Origin of the sequence: Pedococcus sp. KACC 23699 (genome assembly GCF_045348425.1) — a bacterium.
Classification (GTDB): Bacteria; Actinomycetota; Actinomycetes; order Actinomycetales; family Dermatophilaceae; genus Pedococcus.
The window spans coordinates 2585412-2603463 of record NZ_CP157483.1 but is presented as its reverse complement, the minus strand read 5'-3'; the positions used below and the strand labels follow the sequence as shown (position 1 = coordinate 2603463).

Sequence of the window (18052 nt, the reverse complement as noted above, 5' to 3'; positions counted from 1 at the left end):
GTGCTGCGACAGATGCGGATGCGGCAGCGGACCTCAGGCCCGAAGCAGGTCGCCGAGGGCGGCCAGAAGGATCTCGACCTCGGCCTCCTCGACCACCAGCGGCGGGGCCAGGCGAATGGTCGAACCATGGGTGTCCTTGACCAGCACGCCGCGCTCGAGCAGCCGCTGCGAGGCTTCGCGTCCGGTCATCAGCTGCGGGTCGATGTCGACCCCTGCCCACAGGCCCCTGCACCGGACCGCATCGACCCCGTGACCCAGCAGCTCGCGCAGGCCGGACTCCAGGAGCACCCCCATGCTGCGTGCCCGCTGCTGGTACTCGCCAGTGACGAGCAGACCCACCACAGCCTGACCGACGGCCGCAGCCAACGGGTTGCCACCGAAGGTCGAGCCGTGGCTGCCGGGAGTGAACACTCCGAGGACGCCGCGGTCCGCGACGACCGCCGAGACCGGGACGATGCCGCCACCGAGGGCCTTGCCGAGCACGTAGATGTCGGGCACGACGCCCTCGAGGTCGCAGGCGAAGGTCGTGCCGGTGCGCCCCAGTCCCGACTGGATCTCGTCCGCGACCATGAGCACGTTCCGACGCCGGGTCAGCTCGCGCACGTCGCGCAGCCACCCCTGCGGGGGGACGATGACGCCGGCTTCGCCCTGGATCGGCTCGAGCAGCACGGCCACGGTCTCGTCGGTCACCGCCGCCTCCAGGGCGTCGATGTCCCCGAACGGCACGAGGTCGAAGCCCGGCGTGTAGGGCCCGTAGTGCTCTCGGGCCAGGGGGTCGTCGGAGAAGCTGATGATCGTCGTGGTGCGGCCGTGGAAGTTGCCGGCCAGGACGATGATGCGCGCACGCCCGTCCGGGACACCCTTGACCTCGTAGCCCCACCGGCGGGCGGTCTTGATCGCCGTCTCCACGGCCTCCGCACCGGTGTTCATCGGGAGGACGAGGTCCTTGCCCGCGAGCACGGCGAGGTCGCGGCAGAAGGGTCCGAGCCGGTCGCTGTGGAAGGCGCGGCTGGTCAGGGTGAGCCGCTCGAGCTGGGACCTCGCCGCGGCGACGAGCGTGGGGTGCAGGTGGCCGAAGTTGAGGGCCGAGTACCCCGCCAGCGCATCGAGGTAGCGACGTCCCTCGACATCGGTGACCCAGGCACCTTCCGCGTGCGCGATCACGACCGGAAGGGGGCTGTAGTTGCTGGCCACCCAGTCCTGGGCCAGGGAGATGTGGTCGCGCGTGAGGCTGTGGTCGGTGACGCGGTGGACCGCGTCACCGATGGCGCCGGCCCCGGGATGTGCAGCTGTGTCGCTCACCCGTCGATCGTCCCACCGCACGCGCCGGCAGGGCACCCCCTGAAGGGAATCGCCGTGGGTCTGCCGCCAGCGCGTCGACGGTGGGAGGCTGGGGGTGGCGGGCCCGTGTCCCAGGCCACCTGCAGTGGGTGCGCCGGTCACGATGGCGACAGCCTGAGGGGTGGCCATGACGAGCACAGCGAACCCGCGCACCCGAGTCGTCATCCTGGGGGCGGCGGGACGCGACTTCCACGACTTCAACACGGTCTTCCGGGGAGACCCGAGACACGAGGTCGTCGCCTTCACGGCAACCCAGATCCCCGACATCGAAGGTCGCCTCTACCCCGTCGAGCTTGCGGGCGACCTTTATCCGCAAGGCATCCCGATCGTTGCTGAGTCCGGCCTGGCCGACCTGCTGGAGCAGGGGCGCGTCGACGTGGTGGTCTTCGCCTACTCCGACGTGCGGCACGAGCGGGTCATGCACCTGGCCTCCCAGTGCATCGCCGCCGGTGCGGACTTCCGGCTCCACGGAGCCCGCCGCACCATGGTGCGCAGCACGAAGCCGGTCGTCGCCGTCACGGCCGTACGGACCGGCGTGGGCAAGAGCCAGACGACCCGCTACCTCGCGCGGCTGCTGCGCGAGCAGGGTCTGCGGGTCGTGGCGGTGCGGCACCCGATGCCCTACGGTGACCTGGCCGCCCAGGCGTGCCAGCGGTTCGCCTCGTATGCCGACCTCGACCGACACGAGTGCACCATCGAGGAGCGTGAGGAGTACGAACCGCACATCGAGGCCGGCGGCGTGGTCTATGCGGGTGTCGACTACGAGCGCATCCTGCGGTCTGCCGAGCAGGAGGCGGACGTCGTCCTCTGGGACGGCGGCAACAACGACCTGCCCTTCTACGTGCCGGACCTTCACCTCGTCCTCGCCGACCCCCTGCGCCCGGGCGACGAGGCGGCATACCACCCCGGTGAGGCGAACGTCCGCATGGCTGACGTCGTCGTCATCGCGAAGTGCGACTCCGCACGCGCGGAGGACATCGAGGCCGTCGAGGCGTCGGTGCGCTCACTCAACCCCCACGCCGCCGTGCTGCGCGCGGACAGCCCGGTGACGGTCGACGACGCTACCGCGGTCCACGGGCGGCGGGTGCTCGTCGTGGAGGACGGCCCCACCCTCACCCACGGCTCCATGACGTATGGCGCGGGTGTGGTCGGCGCCCGCGCGGCCGGGGCGACCGACATCGTCGACCCGTCGCCGTACGCCGTGGGGTCGCTGGCGGACACCTACGCCAAGTACCCGAACTCACGCGGCATCCTGCCGGCCATGGGCTACGGGACTGCGCAGGTCCGCGACCTGGAGGCGACCATCAGGGCCGCCGTCGAGGCAGGCGCCTGCGACGCCGTGGTGAGCGGCACGCCCATCGACCTGACCCGGGTGCTGACGGTGCCGGTGCCCCTCGTGCGCGCTCGCTACGAGCTGCGCGAGCAGGTGCCCGGCGGCCTCGCGGCAGCGCTGGAGGAGATGCTGGTCCGGGCAGGACACGAACGGACGGGAACGGTGCCTGCGCGTCCGCTGTCGGAATGACCAGCGCCATCAACGAGTACTGGGCCCGGACAGGGTGAAGGGTCGGGGCGGCTCGGGCTCGTGGCCGGTCGTCGTCCTGATGAGCTCGGTGGCCAGCGAGCTCACCTTGCGGTTGCTGTTCTGGGACTGCTCGCGCAGGACTGCCAACGCCTCGCTGGCTGTGACCTTTCGCTGAGCCATGAGGATGCCGATGGCCTGGTCGATGAGCGCGCGCGTGGCGACGCCCTCGAGCATCTCTCGTTGGACCACCTCGTGGTGGGCCTGGCGCAGCAACAGCGCCAGGGCGATGGCGGCCTGCTGCGCGTAGGACTCCAGGATCGCGATGTCGCTGTCGGTGAACGTGTGCGGCCGCTTGTTGTAGAGATTGAGTGCCCCGACGGTGTCACCATTCACGCGCAGCGGCAGGGAGACGGAGCTGCCGACACCGTTCGCGAGCGCACTGTCGCGGTACTTGGGCCAGCGCCCGTCTGCGGCCAGGTCGGGGACGTCGACGCGGCGCCCGGTGTGCAGTGCCTGCAGGCACGGACCCTGACCGGAGCTGTACTGGACGTTGTCGAGCAGCATGGCGAAGTCGTCGCTGTGGGCAGCGGTGACGACCTGGCGGTCGCGGCGCATCGTGATACCGCACGAGCTCCCCGACACCAGGCCCACCGACAGCGACGCGAGCTGATCGAGGAAATCGGCGACGGCTGGGCTGTCGAGGAGCAGATTCTGCAGCTCGGCGTAGACCGCCGCGAGGTCCAGGGACTCGCCCGGACGTGGGGCATCGGTGGGGTCGACCACGGGATTCCAGTCTCGGCCCGCTCAACGGGCTGCGGATAGTGTGCGCGCGAAGCGCACTGCTGAGACTGGGACGGACGATCGCCGAGGCACCGGGCCGGCTCAGCGGCGTCGGCGGTCACATCGAGGAGCTGTCAGCCAGGTCTCAGCGTGGGAGCGGTGCGGCGAATCCAGTCGCCAGACCCGGGCGTCTATCCACACCCTGTGCGAAACGTAGCACAGGGCCATCCGATGGCCGGAAGGGACGAGGCGGTCGGGTGGTTGGGGGGTTGGGCCGCACGAGCAGCCACCGCGCCACCTCATGTGGTCACGCGAGCAGTCCAGCGCAGGCAGGTACCGCCGTCGGGCGAGCTGGAGATGTCCAGCCTCCCGTCGCGCACCTCGGCACGGTGTCGCAGGTCGGTCAGGGCGTCGGAAGGGACTGCCGCGGCGGCGTGGGAGCCGTCGTCAGTGACTTCGACGGTGACCACCTCGTGGGCATCCACATGGATCTGTGCACGGGTGGCGTGGGCGTGGGCAGCCATGTGCACCAGCGACTCCCGCACCACGGCGCTGACGTCCTCGGCAAGGCCGTTGCGGATGGACTCGGTCCTGCCCGTGAACTCGACAGTGGGGCAGAAGCCGAGTGCAGGGATGTGGTCCTGCAGCGATGCGAGCAGGGTCGCACGAAGGCCAGAGCTCGCGGGGTGACGGACGTCCTGGAGCTGGAACACGGTGCTCCGGATGCGCCGAATCGTACTGTCGATGGCGTCGACGTAGCCCAGGACACGGAGCTGCTGCTCGCGCCTGGGGAGCAGGGAGACCAGTCCTTGCATCCCCATGCCGACGGCGAAGAGCTCGCTGATCACGTGCTCGTGCAGGTCTGCAGCGATCCGGTCGTGGTCCTGCATCCGGTCGAGGCTCTCGCGTGCGACGCGAGCCCTGCCGAGATCCAGGGCCAACCCGGCGTGACCGGCGAACACCCCGAGCTGGTCCATGTCGGCCTCGGTGAACGACCCCCTCCCCGCCAGCCGACCGACACTGAGGACCCCCACGACGTGTTCGCCGGCCAGCAGCGGGGCGCACACCACCGACCCGATGGCGACCCCGGCGTCCGAGACTCCGTAGACACCGTCGTCACCCACATGACTCATGTAGTCGTCGAGGAGCAGGGGCTTGCCGGACTCGATGACCTGTTGGACGGCCGACGCGGCCCCGATCGGTTGGCCCACCACGGCATCCGCCAGCAGCCCGGTCGCGGCGTGGACGGTCCAGGCGCTCGTGCTGCCTTCGGGAGCCTCCAGCGCCAGGTTGGCCAGGTCCGCCTCCGCACCCTGGGCCGCCAGACGGAGCACCGGATCGAGAGGCCGCTCGGTGGCCGCAGCGAACAACTTCTGGGTGATCTCCGTGGAGGCCGCCAGCCACCGGCGGTTCATCTCCGCCTGCTGGAAGAGCCGGGCATTCTCGATGGCAGTTCCCGCCGCGAAGGCGAAGGCGGTGACCAGCTGCTGGTCCTCGGTGGTGAAACCACCGCGCGTGCTCTCGACCAGGTAGAGACGGCCGAAGACGGCGCTGCGCTCCCGGACCGGGACCATGAGGAGAGCGTCCTCGCCAGGCAGTGGTCCCGGTGGCGACTGGGCGCGCACGTCCTCCGGGTCCGTCAACCGGGTGGGCCGGCCAGCGACGTCGACCCGTCCGCCACCGGGCAGGCTACTGATCCAGTGCACGAGCTCGGGGTCCATCCCGTCATGGATGACGTCGCCGGACGCTCCGTCGCGACCCACCAGGACCAGCGCGGCGTGACGGGCACCGATGAGGTCTCGTGCCGCCGACACGCTCCGACGCAGCACCACAGGCAGGCTGAGGTCACCGGCGACGGTGGAGTTGGCACGCAACAGCTCCCGCAACCGTCCCTGCGCGTGGAGCACCGCCTGCGCGTGGCCGGTCAGCTGGTCGATGGCCCGCTCCAGGTCCATACGCGGTACATCCGGGAAGTCCAGCTCCGGCATCCCTTGGTCGTCCGCCGGTGAGCGCCGGGTAGGGCGCGGCTCGGGTGCGGGCTCGACCGAGGTCTCCCCCTCGACCACCACCTGGGAGAGGGCGACTGCCGCGCCGATGCAGCCGCCGTCGCAACTGATGCGTGGGGACACCTGCAGGTCGAAGAGTCTCTGCTGATCGGGCGCGTCGCAGGCGACCCGCAGCACGAGGGGCGCGGGCAGCCCCCCGCGAGCCGCGGCCCGGATCGCTCCTGCGACCTGGTCGGCGTCATGGTCACCCGATGCGGAGTCGCAGGCGGCCAGGTAGGAGGCGCCGACACCGGTCCGGGTCGGGTCTCCCCCGCTTTCGCGGGCAAACCGCAGCCAAGCCTCGTTGACCTCGACGATGACTCCGTCACGATCCAGCAGAGCGATCTCCACCGACTCGTCGGTGGTCAGCCCTACGTCAGGACGAGCGGTGTCAACGCGAAGAAGGGGCTGGGTTTTGGGTTGGTGGGCGAGGTGATCTGGCATGGGGCCCCCAAGCACCCGAGACGACTCGGCAACCGCCCTGACAGCCGCCACGGCCTCTATCCAGACCAACACCAACACAGTACCCATCCCACGACGAGGCGGGAAGGGAATGCTGATCTCCGCGTTCAGAAAGGCCGGACCCGGAACCGGACCCGGACCTAGACTGGCAGGCATGGAGGACGGTGAGAACGAAGACCTGAGCACCCGGTTGGCGGCGATCGCGCGGGCCCTGGACACCGGGTCCGCCCACGATACGTTGCAGCTGATCGTCGACCTCGCCGTCGCCACGGTCCCAGGCTGCGAACACGCCGGGATCTCCTTCGTCCGCCGACGCAAGATCAGCACCCCGGCAGCCAGCGACGCCGTGGCGCTCCGGGTCGATGCCGTGCAGTTCGAGGTCGGCCAGGGTCCCTGTCTGGATGCGATCGACGTCGACCGGATCTTCCGGTCCGACGACCTGGCCACAGAGACGCGCTGGCCGGATTTCGCCCGGCGCGCCCACGCCGAGACCGGGGTCACGAGCATGCTCGGGGTGCGGCTGTTCGCGCGTGACCGGACGATCGGAGCGCTGAACCTCATGTCGAGCAAACCGTCGGCCTTCGACGACGAGTCCCTTTCCACCGCAGCGCTTTTCGCGGCGATGGCGTCCGTCGCACTCAATGCCGCACAGACCGAGGAGACCCTCCAGCTCGCCCTCAGGAGCAGGGACATCATCGGTCAGGCGATGGGCATCCTCATGGAGCGCCACCGCATCACCGACCAGGAGGCGTTCCACCGCCTGTCCGCGGCGTCCCAGAACCTCAACGTCCGGCTGAAGGACGTAGCCGACCAGGTCGTGTTCACGGGCGAGGAATCCCAGCGCCAGGCCGACGCGACGCCCTAGGCGCCACATGACAGGCCGCGCGCTGGATGACGCGTGGCGCTGGAACGACCGTCGCCAGGCGACGTCCGCCGGTCGCGGAGTTCGTCAGACGCCTGTTTCTGCGTGGAGCCGACCCGAGCCGACTGCTTGGACGAGGGCGTGGTGGTCACGCTCGTTCTGCCGCGCGTATCGCTTGGCGAAGTTCGTGATCGCACGATCGAACTCCTCGGATTCACCCAGGTACTCCCCGATGGCGACCGCGTCCCCAGATCGGGCGTGCGCACGGGCGAGCGTCCAGCCGCACAACTTGGCGTAGTAGCCCATCATCGTCGGCGACATCTCGTCGACGAGCGCGGAGCCCTTCATGTCCCTCAGCTGACGCCAGTAGAAGTGCCGGCTGGTGTCCAGTCCACGCGTCCAGCCGAGGAAGATGTCGCTGGAGGCCTGCATCATGCGTTGCCCCTGCACCACGCGCTGGCCGTGCTGCCGGAAGCGGCTCTTCGGGAGGTGATCTTCGAACACCGACCGGGTGGCCTCCTTGACCTGGAGGAACAGCGGGTCCTGCTCGTCCCGCCCCTGGAGCAGGACGATGAAGGCACGCGTGCCCACGCTGCCGACACCGACGACCTTGCGGGCGGCGTCCTCAACGTGGAACCGCTCCAGCAGGTGGCGGCGGTCGTGCTGGAGGGTCTCCCGGTAGGCGTGGAACTGGTCGTCGATCAGCTCCTGCACCTCCTCCATCGACATGGCGTGACCTGGTCCGAAGTCGCGAGCAGGAATGACGACCGGCGGCTGGCTGACGATCCGGTACCGCGCGTCGACGTGCTCGGCCAGCTTGGAGAGCGCCTGGAGGCTGTCACGGGTGTGTGCCTTGTCGATGTTCTTCTCGCCGCGCCGCAGCTCTTTCGAGGCGCGCTTTCCTTTGAGGGTGGCGATGGCACCTGCACGCACCTCCTCCTCGGAGAGATGGGCGTACCACAGCTCCATCGTCCCCATCTGGGCGAACTGCTGCATGGCGGTTCGATAGCCGGCGACCGAGGTCAGGGTCACGGCCTTGACGTCGTGTCTGGCGAATCCGTTGTTCTGAGCGGCGATGGTGAAGCTGGCGGCGAGTCTCTTGACGTCGTACTCGAACGGACCAGGAAGGGTCTCGTCGAAGTCGTTGAGGTCGAAGACCAGGTGGCGCTCCGGTGAGGCGTATCCGCCGAAGTTCGACAGGTGCGCGTCACCGCACATCTGGACCATCAGTCCCGCTGTCGGAGTGGCGGCGAGGTCGGCCGCCATGACCTTGGCCGCTCCGCGGTAGAACGTGAACGGTGACACCATCATCCGGCCGTGCCGGACCGGCACCAGGTCTTGCTCCCGGGTGCGGTCCTGCTCCTCGAGGAGGGCGACGGGGTCGGGTCGACCGGTGGCAGGCACCCATCGTCGATGCGCTGCAGCCGGTGTCCGGTTGGCGGCCTCCTTGCCGTGGCGTCGTCGCTCCTCGATCGTGAGATGTTGCACGTGCCGGGTGGTCATTGAGCTCTCCTTCATGATCACACCCGCTCGATCGGAGCGGCTGACCCTGTGTTCCGCACGATCGCGATCGGCGTGGTTGGGCAGATAGAGGCGAAGGTCCCCGGCGCGCACACGTCCGCCGGGCGTTCTCGACCGCGCTCGGCACGTCCGGGTGCGGGGCCCACGGCGGTCACCGCTCTGCATCCTGGCTGCTGGAACCACTCCGCGTGCCGGCGCGGTAGGCCGTCACCGCGTCTTCAAGGGTCGGGTAGAGGCGATCGGCGCCGATCGCCTCGGTCACCCCGAACCGATCCATCTCGGGACGCACCTCGCGGTTGGCTTCGGCGATGGCGAAGACCACGCCGCGTCGCTCGAGCACTCCGGCAAGTTCCACGAGCGTGTTGCCTCCGGTGAAGTCGACGTCATCGATGGCGTCGGCCAGCAGGACGAACCACCGCGGCGTGGGGTCACGGTCAACCAGGGCAACCGCCTCTTCGGTCAGGCGCGAGGCGTTGGCGTAGAACAGGCCCGCTCCGAACCGATAGATGACCAGGCCGGGCTCGGCGTCAGCGCCGGATGAGAGTGGGCTCTCCACCGTCGCGCCGTGGTCGTCGAGCGTGACCACGCTGTCATGCGGCTGGTAGTGACGTCGGACATGATCGAGGAGCGAAAGCACGATCGCGAGGATGATCCCCTGCTCGACCCCGATGCCGACCACGATGGCGGCGGTCAGGGCAGCGATCCAGAACTCGTCGCGACGCAGGCGATAGATCTCGCGCATGTGGGTGATGTCGACGAGCTTGACGCCGATCACGAACACCACTGCGCTGAGGACGGCGTTGGGCATGTACTGCAACGGCTTGGTGAGGAACAGCAGCACGATGCCGACCGTCACGGCCATCGACAGCATCGCGACCTGGGACCTGCTCTTCGCTTCGTCGGCCATCTCGGTCTTGGTGGGGCTGCCGTTGACCACGAATGTCCCACTGAGGCCCGCCGCGATGTTCGCCGCGCCGAGACCGACCAGGTCGTTGTTCTCGACGAACACGTCGCCGTACTTGACCGCGTACGCCCGGGAGGTGGCAGCGCTCTGAGCAAGGATGACCAGGAACAGGGACACGCTGGTGGACAACAGGGGTGCGACGTCGTTCCACCCGACGCCTGAGGGCAGGCCGATCGACGGCAGACCGCTCGGGACCGGACCGAGTGTCGACACTCCGTGCGACTGCAGGTCGGCGGCCCCGCTCACGACGATGGCGCCGACCACGGCGACGAGCCCGCCGGGAATCGCCTTGATCCACCGTTCGAACACGATCAGGGTCGCGATCACGCTAAGCGACACCGCAACGGTCGCCAGCGAAGCCTGCGGAATCTCCTTCAGGGTGTCCCAGAACTTCATGACCGTGCCGCTCACGTGCTGCACATCTACCTTGGGCGACCCGACGCCGAGCATGCCCGCGAACTGTCCGAGAGCCACTTGGATCCCGACCCCGGTCAAGAACCCGACCAGGACCGTTCGCGAGATGAAGTCGGCGAGAAACCCGAGCCGGGCGATCCGCGCGAGGACGAGCAGCGCGCCGGTGATCAACGCAGCCAGGCCCGCGAAAGCGACCCACTGCGGCGTGTTCGGTTGCAGCCCAGCCACACCGAGTCCCGCTATCCCGGCATACAAGATCGCGGCAGTCGCCGAGTCGCCTCCGACGACGAGGTGCCGTGAGGATCCGAGCAGTGCGAAAACGAGCGCGGGGAACAGGATCGTGTAGAGCCCGGTGATGACGGGCGTCCCCGCGATCTTCGTGTAGCCCATGACCTCGGGGATCGCGAGCGCGGCCAGGGTGATGCCCGCCACGAGGTCGCGACGCAGCAGCGAACGGTCGTAGGGACGGATGCCCTGAAGGAGCGTGATGACCGCGCCGCGCGTCGGTGGCGACTGGTTGACCGGCGTTCTCGAGGTGTGTTCCGAAGTCGCCATCCCATGACGGTCGCAGCCGTCCTGGGGAGGGAGTAGGGGCTAAGGACCTTGCTGGAGATGATCGCCACGCCGGACACGGCGCGACCCGGGGGTGCTTCGAGCAGCTTCGCATGCGTGACCTTCGGCCCTGACTGCCCACCTCGGATGGCCACAGTCTGCAAGGACGTGCTCGGTCTAGGTGAAGGAGACATCTCATGAACGCGGACCTCGAGCTGGTGGTGGCGGCGTACCAGGACCTCGGCAGTGCGCAGGAGGACTTCGACACCCTGCGCACGCAGGTCGAGGACAAGACGCTTTCTACCCGCGGGATGGTGCTGATCGCCAAGGACGACGCCGGCAAGGTCATGCTCTACGACACCGGCGACCACCTTGGCCGACGCGGCGCCGGCTGGGGAGGGGTCGGTGGTGTCCTGGTCGGCCTGTTCGCCCCGCCGATGCTGGGCGCAGTGGCAGTGGGTGCGGCCGTTGGTGGCGTGGTCGGGAAGTTCACCGGCCACAAGCTGACCGCCGAGCTGCGGGAGAAGATCGGCGAGAACCTCAAGCCAGGCACCGGGGTGGTCCTGGGCGTGTTTCCCCCGGACCAGCGGCTCGGGGTGGAGCAAGCGCTGTCGCACTCGCCGGCCAAGTCCGTCGTGGCCATGGACGAGGCCACTCTGACCGACCTCAAGGACGCCCTCGCGGATGCCATGGGGAAGTTCGCCCCAGATCGCACGAAGCTCCCGATCCCAGACCGGGTCTTCGGTGGCACAGCGGGTCACACCTTGCGCGAGTCGGCCTCCGACTGGTCGTTCATCGCCGGCGTCCAGGCCCCCGAGGACGCACCGAACGTGCTGGTGGTTCTGATCGACGACGCGGGCTTCGGGTCGATCGACAGCTTCGGCGGCCCGGTCTCGTCGCCGACCTTCACCCGGGTGCAGGACATGGGCCTGACCTACAACCGCTTCCACGTGACCGCGGTCTGCTCGCCGACGCGGGCGGCTCTGTTGACTGGTCGCAACCAGCATCGGGTGGGGTTCGGGTCGATCGCGGAGTACCCGGGTCCGTTCCCGGGCTATTCGGCGAAGCGGCCGCGGAGCTGCACGCCATTCCCTCGGGTGTTGCAGGAGAACGGCTACGTGACGGGCGGGTTCGGCAAGTGGCACCTGACCCCGGACAACGTCCAGGGTGCGGCCGGTCCGTTCAGCAACTGGCCCAAGGCGTGGGGCTTCGACCACTGGTGGGGCTTCTTGTCCGGGGCTGCGGGCCAGTACGACCCGATCATCACGATGGACGACACGGTGATCGGCGTGCCGGAGGGCAAGGACGGGGAGCAGTACTACTTCCCGGACGACCTGACCGACAGAGCGGTGGACTGGCTCCACGCGGTCCGGGCGCAGGACGGGTCAAGGCCGTGGATGATGTACTACTCGACCGGCTGCGCGCACGCTCCTCACCATGTCGCCAAGGAGTGGGCCGACCACTACAAGGGCAGGTTCGACGAAGGCTGGGACGTGCTGCGCGAGCAGACGCTGCAGAGGCAGAAGGACCTCGGGATCGTGCCGCCGGACACCGAGCTGACGGCGCGGCCGGACCTGTTCCCGGCCTGGGACTCCCTCTCGCAGGCGGAGCGGAGGCTCTACGCGCGGCAGATGGAGGTCTACGCAGGCTTCCAGGAGAACGCTGACTGGAACGTCGGCAGGCTGCTGGACTCGATCCGGGATCTGGGCGACCTGGACAACACCCTGGTCTTCTACATCTGGGGCGACAACGGAGCGAGCATGGAGGGCACCATTACGGGGTCGTTCAACGAGATGACCTTCCTCAACGGGATCGTGCTGGACGCCGACCAGCAGATGGAGCTGATCGAGCAGTACGGCGGGATCGACGCGATGGGCGGGATCCACACGGCCCCGCACGTGGCCGCGGCCTGGGCCCACGCGATGAACACGCCGTTCCGGTGGGGCAAGCAGATGGCCAGCCACCTGGGCGGCACCCGCGACCCGATGGCGGTGGCGTGGCCGCGGCGGATCACCCCCGAGGCGGGGCCGCGTACCCAGTTCACGCACTGCATCGACCTTGGTCCGACCATCCTCGAGGCGGTTGGCATCCCCGAGCCGACCCTCGTCGACGGGATCGAGCAGGTGCCGATGGACGGCACCAGCTTCGCCGCCACGTTCGAGACAGCGGATGCCCCCGAGGCACACACGTCGCAGTACTTCGAGATGTTCGGGAGCCGGGCGATGTACCAGGACGGCTGGTGGGCGGCCTCCAGGCCGGACCGCATCCCTTGGGACTTCTCCGCGCCGCACGTCCAGCAGTACGGCCCCGCAGGCGACTGGGACCCCGACCGCGACGCACCGTGGGAGCTGTACGACCTGACGACGGACTTCTCCCAGGCCAAGGACGTCGCCGCCGACCACCCCGAGAAGGTCAAAGAGCTCCAGGAGCTGTGGTGGGTCGAGGCCGAACGCAACCAGGTGCTCCCGCTGTGGGCCGGCCTCTCGGTCATGTACGGCGACCTGCCCCCGCTGCCGACCATCACGCGGTTCCGCTTCGCCGGAGGCGTCCAGAACGTCCAGCGCGGCATGTGCCCGCGCATCTTCGGCCGGTCGTACTCCCTCGAGGCCGACCTGGTCGTCCCCGAGGGTGGCGCCGAGGGCGTGCTCGTGGCCAACGCCGACTTCATCGGCGGCTACGGCCTCTGGGTCGACCACGACGGCCTGCTGCACCACACCTACTCACTGCTCGGGGTCGAGACCTACAAGCAGGTCGCCGACAGGCCGTTGCCGGTCGGGGAGGTGAAGGTCAGGATGCTGTTCGAGTCCGACGAGCCCACGCCGGGCAGCGGCGGCAACGTCACCCTCTTCATCGGTGACCAGCAGGTCGGTGAGGGACGGATGCCCAAGACGGTCCCCCTGGCGTTCACCAGCTACGCCGGCATGGACATCGGCCGCGACAACGGCCTCGTGGTCGACCTCGACTACGAGGACCAGGCACCCTACGCCTTCACCGGCATCCTCAAGCAGGTCGTCTTCGACCTGCAGCCGATGGCACACGAGGACGAGACAGCGCTTCACGATCACGCCATGAAGCACGCGCCCGGCCAGGGAGCGGCCGGGTAGGGAGCGGACGGGTAGGACGACTGACGGCGGTGGCGGCGACTGCCCCGACCAGTTCCGACCGCGGGGTCGTCGGTGGCGGGGTCGTGGGCGGAGTCCGATGAGCATCCAAGGATCACCCGTCCCGGGCGAGGCCCGGTCGTGAGTCCGCGCGGCAGCGTGTGGGGGGTGTCGTCGAGGAGAGGGGCACACCATGGGCTGCCTGTTCGTCCTGCTGGCCGGCGTGTTCCCGCGCCTGGCCCTGCTCATCGTCTGGATCGCCCGACCGGCCATGGTCAACGCAGCGTTCACCTCGTGGATCTGGCCGCTGCTCGGTCTGCTCTTCCTGCCGTTCGCGACGCTGATGTACGTCATCCTCTGGCGGGTCGGCGGCCTGAGCGGGTGGGACTGGTTCTGGGTGGCGATCGCCGCACTGCTCGACGTCAGCCACTGGGGCGCCGGTGCGGCCCAGCGCCGCTCGTCGTCCTCGACCGTGACCACGTAGCCGGCGCCGTGGCCACGAGGGTCCCGGGCACAACGTTCAGAATCGAGGGGTCGTGAGCATTCCGTTCAAGGGCAGGGTCAACGTCGACATCCGGGACTCGGTGGAGGACTGGACCCCGTTCGCGCCACCGAAGGCCCCCGACGGGGCCCCGAACGTCCTCTACATCGTGCTCGACGACGTCGGCTTCTCCGCGATGAGCTGTTACGGCGGTCCGATCGAGACCCCGAACATCGACAAGATCGCCGGCGACGGTGTCCGCTACACCCAGTGGCACACCACCGCGCTCTGCTCGCCGACCCGCTCCTGCCTGCTCACGGGACGCAACCACACCCGCAACAGCATGGCCTGCATCACCGAGGGCGCGAGCGGCTTCGCCAACGCCAGCGGCACGATCCCGCCCGAGAACGGCATGTTGTCGGAGATCCTCGGCGAGCGCGGCTGGAACACCTACATGGTGGGCAAGTGGCACCTGTGCCCGACGGTCGAGATGAACCTCGCGTCGACACGTCGGAACTGGCCGACGGGACGAGGCTTCGAACGGTGGTACGGCTTCCTCGGCGCCGAGACGAGCCAGTGGTACCCGGAGCTGACCTACGACAACCACCCCGTGGACCAGCCCAGGTCACCCGAGGAGGGCTACCACTTCGGCGAGGACATCACGGACAAGGCGATCGAGTTCATCATGGACGCCAAGGCGGTCGCGCCGGAGAAGCCCTTCTTCCTCTACTACGCGCCCGGCGCCTGCCACGCACCGCACCACGCACCCAAAAAGTGGATCGAGAAGTACGCGGGGAAGTTCGACGAGGGGTACGAGGCGATGCGCGAGGCCACCCTGGCCCGCCAGATCGAGCTCGGCATCGTGCCGCCGAACACCGAGCTGCCCGCGATCAACCCGCTCGGCACCCCCGAGACGCACACCGGCCCCAAGGGACAGCCCTTCCCGCCCGTGGACACCACCCGGCCGTGGGACTCGTTGTCGGGGCAGGAGAAGCGTCTCTTCTCCCGCATGGCAGAGGTGTATGCCGGGTTCCTCTCCCACGCCGACGCGCAGATCGGTCGGCTGCTGGCCTACCTCGAGGAGACCGGTCAGCGGGAGAACACCCTGGTCATCCTCGTCTCCGACAACGGCGCCAGCGGAGAGGGAGGCCCGGACGGGTCGGTCAACGAGATGCTGTTCATGAACGGCATTCCCGACGACATCGACGCCAACCTCGCGATGCTCGACGACCTGGGCGGCCCGAAGACCTACAACCACTACCCGAACGGGTGGGCGATGGCGTTCAACACGCCCTTCAAGATGTGGAAGCGCTACGAGTTCAACGGCGGCACCTCCGACCCGTGCGTGATCTCGTGGCCGACCGGGATGAAGGCGAGGGGCGAGATCCGCGAGCAGTACCACCACGCCATCGACCTGGTGCCCACGGTGCTCGACGTCCTCGGCATCGAGCCCCCGGGGACGATCAAGGGCCACACCCAGAGCCGGTTCGACGGCGTGAGCATGCGCTACAGCTTCGAGGACCCGAAGGCTCCGGGTCAGCGGACGACGCAGTTCTACTCGATGCTCGGGTCGCGCGGCATCTGGCACGACGGCTGGAAGGCCGTCACCACCCACCCGACGATCAGCGGATGGGGGCACTTCAACGACGACGAGTGGGAGCTCTACCACGTCGACGTCGACCGCTCCGAGCTGCGCGACCTGGCCGCCGAGCAGCCCGACAAGCTTCGCGAGATGGTCAACCTCTGGTACGCCGAGGCCGGCGCCAACGAGGGCTTCCCGCTCGATGACCGCTCGGCCCTGGAGATCCTCGTGTCACCGCGACCGCAGCTGTCGGCGCCGCGGGAGCGCTACGTCTACTACCCCAACCACGCCGAGGTGCCCGAGGCCCAGGCCGTCGTGGTCCGTGGCCGGTCGTTCGTCATCGGTGCCTTGGTCGACCTCCCCGAGCCGGGCGCCCAGGGCGTGCTCTTCGCGCAGGGGTCACGCTTCGGCGGCCACAGTCTGTACGTCAGGGACAACCGGCTGCACTACGTCAACAGCTTCGTGGGCATGTTCGAGCAGAGGGTCGATGCGAGTGAGGACCTGCCCACCGGCGAGAACCTCATCCTGTCCGCCTCGTTCGTCAAGGACGGCACGGAGCAGACGCCGGTCGCCGCCGGCACGCTCTCGCTGTACCACGGTGACAGGTTGGTCGGGGAGGGTCAGATCAAGCTCCAGCCGGGCAGCTACATGATCGCCGGGGAGGGCCTCGCCGTGGGACGCGACGTGGGCGACCCGGTCACGCAGGACTACCCGGGCGAACGGCCGTACCGTTTCACCGGCGGCACGATCAGACGGGTGGCCGTCGACGTCAGTGGCGAGCCCTACATCGACCTCGAGCGCGAGGCCCAGGGCATGCTCATGCGGGAGTAGTGCCGATGGGGCCGACCATCGCGCCGAAGGCACCGACGGCGCGCTGCGCACAGCGCGCGTTCACGTCCAAGCCAACCGGCGTGATCTGCAGCCTCGTCAGAGGTGCAAGACGTCCTTGATCACGTTCACGGCTGCCGAGGCGATCTGCTGGTGTCCTGCCGCGTTCGGGTGCTCGCCATCGGTCGCCAGGTAGTGGGTCTCGTCGTACGTCTGGTCAGGTCCCTTGAACGCGGTCAACACATCGACGTACGCCGAGCTCGTGGTCGCTGCCGTGGCCTTGATGGCGGCGTTGACCTGGTCGGTCACGATGGCGGCTGCCGTGACATAGGCGCCGCCCTGCTCGGTGGCGTACTGGCCGCCAAGCCAGACGCTCCAGTAGTCCAGGAGCACGACGAGCACCCGCCGACCGGTCGTGAGCTCATGGACCCGGGCCACGATGGCCGCGAGGTTCTTCTCCACCACGGGGATCGTGGTCTCGTAACAGGGAGCCGAATTGCCACACGATCGCGAGTAGGCCACGTCGTTCGCGCCGATCTCCACCTCGACGACATCGGAGGTCCGCACCTGGTCGGCGACCGCCGCATCGGACTGGAGCTGAGTCAGGAGGTCGGTGGTGGTGTATCCGTCGACAGCATCGTTCACCACCGTGACCGCGCGTTCGGGCGGCGCGGCCAGTTCGAGGCCTGTCAGTTCCGGATAGGCCGTGCATCCGCAGCCGCTGCCGCTCGGCACCGAGTCACCCAGGGCCACGATCGACCGCGGGTGCTTCGTCGTCGGCGCACCGGATGGCGAAGGAGCGGTCGTGCCGGACTCGGTCGGGACCGAGCGTGGAGACGAGCACCCTGCCGCGACAGCTCCTGCGATGGCGAGTGCCACAACCTGGCGAGTCAACCGACCGCGGCCCACCCGGACAGTCTAGGTCGGGACGCAATACCTGGCCGTGACGGAATCACGTTCAGACGTTGAAGCGGAACTGCGACCCCACTCGTTTGGCCTGCGCCGAAGCCGTGTTTGTGCTGGTCAGCGTGCTGAGTGGTTCCGGTCACTTGACTCAGGCTGCCGCAGGGGGCATTTCTCGTGTGCCCCAAATGTGCCCCAAGCGGGATGGGCAAGGAGAGCCACCGACCCGATCGCGGAGCAGTGGAGGTCGGCCTCTGACCCGGTCAAGGTCGCCCTGACAGATCAGGTGATCCGGCGGTACACGGAGTGTGCACCTGGACCCATACGGAGCTGCGGCCTTGACGGGTTGGAGTGGCCGGCCGGATGCTGCGGAGTCGGGTCGGCGGCTCGGAGGTGAGAGTGCCCTGGATGGCGTCCGGGGCACTTCGTCGTGCGCGGGGTGCGGTGGGGTGCGCGAGGACGGCGCGCCAGCGCCGCCCGCAGCGCGGGGCCCCATCGCGGGGTCCCGCGCCGCCGCGGCGAAGCCGCGGTCTTGAGCCATGTGAAGAAAGTCCTCACCACCTGGCGTCAAGTTCGTGTGTCCTGTCGCGGGTGATGCTTGACGGGGGTGTGTCACCTGATGCTTGACACCCGGCGCGATTCGGCGCTTGGGTAGACGATGTTCCGTGGGTGTCGTCGAGCTGGGGGGCCGGGG

Annotated in this window: 11 protein-coding genes; 5 read left to right on the top strand and 6 right to left on the bottom strand. The window is 68.7% G+C overall.

Translation table 11 applies throughout. The features are described 5' to 3' along the window. Positions 1–33: 33 nt before the first annotated feature. On the bottom strand, positions 34–1302 hold the full coding sequence (gene rocD, locus ABEG17_RS12280; protein WP_406829761.1) for an ornithine--oxo-acid transaminase: 1269 nt from the start codon (positions 1300–1302) through the stop codon (positions 34–36). 166 nt (positions 1303–1468) lie between these two features. On the opposite strand from rocD, the gene ABEG17_RS12275 reads away from it, so the two are divergent. Beyond that, a complete protein-coding gene (locus ABEG17_RS12275) occupies positions 1469–2863 on the top strand; it encodes a cyclic 2,3-diphosphoglycerate synthase (protein ID WP_406829760.1) in 1395 nt (464 codons plus the stop codon). Between the two features lie 9 nt (positions 2864–2872). On the opposite strand, the gene ABEG17_RS12270 is transcribed toward ABEG17_RS12275, so the two are convergent. Both ABEG17_RS12270 and ABEG17_RS12265 read right to left on the bottom strand, forming a co-directional pair. Continuing rightward, positions 2873–3646, bottom strand: coding sequence for a GAF and ANTAR domain-containing protein (locus ABEG17_RS12270; RefSeq protein ID WP_406829759.1), 774 nt, complete (start codon positions 3644–3646; stop codon positions 2873–2875). 296 nt (positions 3647–3942) lie between these two features. Further along, a complete protein-coding gene (locus ABEG17_RS12265) occupies positions 3943–6039 on the bottom strand; it encodes a GAF domain-containing sensor histidine kinase (RefSeq protein ID WP_406829758.1) in 2097 nt (698 codons plus the stop codon). Positions 6040–6241: 202 nt separating this feature from the next. On the opposite strand from ABEG17_RS12265, the gene ABEG17_RS12260 reads away from it, so the two are divergent. Further along, the gene (locus ABEG17_RS12260) at positions 6242–7015 is read left to right on the top strand and encodes an ANTAR domain-containing protein (protein WP_406829757.1); all 774 of its coding nucleotides are present in this window, start codon (positions 6242–6244) and stop codon (positions 7013–7015) included. An 84-nt stretch (positions 7016–7099) separates the two neighbouring features. On the opposite strand, the gene ABEG17_RS12255 is transcribed toward ABEG17_RS12260, so the two are convergent. Continuing rightward, on the bottom strand, positions 7100–8515 hold the full coding sequence (locus ABEG17_RS12255) for a DUF2252 domain-containing protein (RefSeq protein WP_406829756.1): 1416 nt from the start codon (positions 8513–8515) through the stop codon (positions 7100–7102). 169 nt (positions 8516–8684) lie between these two features. Next, positions 8685–10466: a SulP family inorganic anion transporter gene (locus ABEG17_RS12250; RefSeq protein ID WP_406829755.1), complete on the bottom strand. Its 1782-nt coding sequence runs from the start codon at positions 10464–10466 to the stop codon at positions 8685–8687. Between the two features lie 194 nt (positions 10467–10660). Between ABEG17_RS12250 and ABEG17_RS12245 the strand changes: the two genes are divergently transcribed. From ABEG17_RS12245 to ABEG17_RS12235, 3 genes are all read left to right on the top strand, one after another. Next, positions 10661–13567 carry an arylsulfatase gene (locus ABEG17_RS12245; RefSeq protein ID WP_406829754.1) on the top strand — a complete coding sequence of 969 codons (2907 nt, stop codon included), beginning with the start codon at positions 10661–10663 and terminating at the stop codon, positions 13565–13567. A 190-nt stretch (positions 13568–13757) separates the two neighbouring features. Continuing rightward, entirely contained in the window at positions 13758–14048 is a 291-nt protein-coding gene (locus ABEG17_RS12240) for a hypothetical protein (RefSeq protein WP_406829753.1), read from the top strand. A gap of 52 nt (positions 14049–14100) precedes the next feature. Continuing rightward, a complete protein-coding gene (locus ABEG17_RS12235) occupies positions 14101–16458 on the top strand; it encodes an arylsulfatase (RefSeq protein WP_406829752.1) in 2358 nt (785 codons plus the stop codon). Between the two features lie 96 nt (positions 16459–16554). On the opposite strand, the gene ABEG17_RS12230 is transcribed toward ABEG17_RS12235, so the two are convergent. Then, positions 16555–17208 carry an SGNH/GDSL hydrolase family protein gene (locus tag ABEG17_RS12230; RefSeq protein ID WP_406829750.1) on the bottom strand — a complete coding sequence of 218 codons (654 nt, stop codon included), beginning with the start codon at positions 17206–17208 and terminating at the stop codon, positions 16555–16557. Positions 17209–18052: the final 844 nt, after the last annotated feature.

Coding starts and splice junctions, on each gene's coding strand:
- ABEG17_RS12275 (WP_406829760.1), top strand. CDS start 1,469: ATGACGAGCACAGCGAACCCGCGCACCCGAGTCGTCATCCTGGGGGCG.
- ABEG17_RS12260 (WP_406829757.1), top strand. CDS start 6,242: ATGCTGATCTCCGCGTTCAGAAAGGCCGGACCCGGAACCGGACCCGGA.
- ABEG17_RS12255 (WP_406829756.1), bottom strand. CDS start 8,515: ATGACCACCCGGCACGTGCAACATCTCACGATCGAGGAGCGACGACGC.
- ABEG17_RS12250 (WP_406829755.1), bottom strand. CDS start 10,466: ATGGCGACTTCGGAACACACCTCGAGAACGCCGGTCAACCAGTCGCCA.
- ABEG17_RS12245 (WP_406829754.1), top strand. CDS start 10,661: ATGAACGCGGACCTCGAGCTGGTGGTGGCGGCGTACCAGGACCTCGGC.
- ABEG17_RS12240 (WP_406829753.1), top strand. CDS start 13,758: ATGGGCTGCCTGTTCGTCCTGCTGGCCGGCGTGTTCCCGCGCCTGGCC.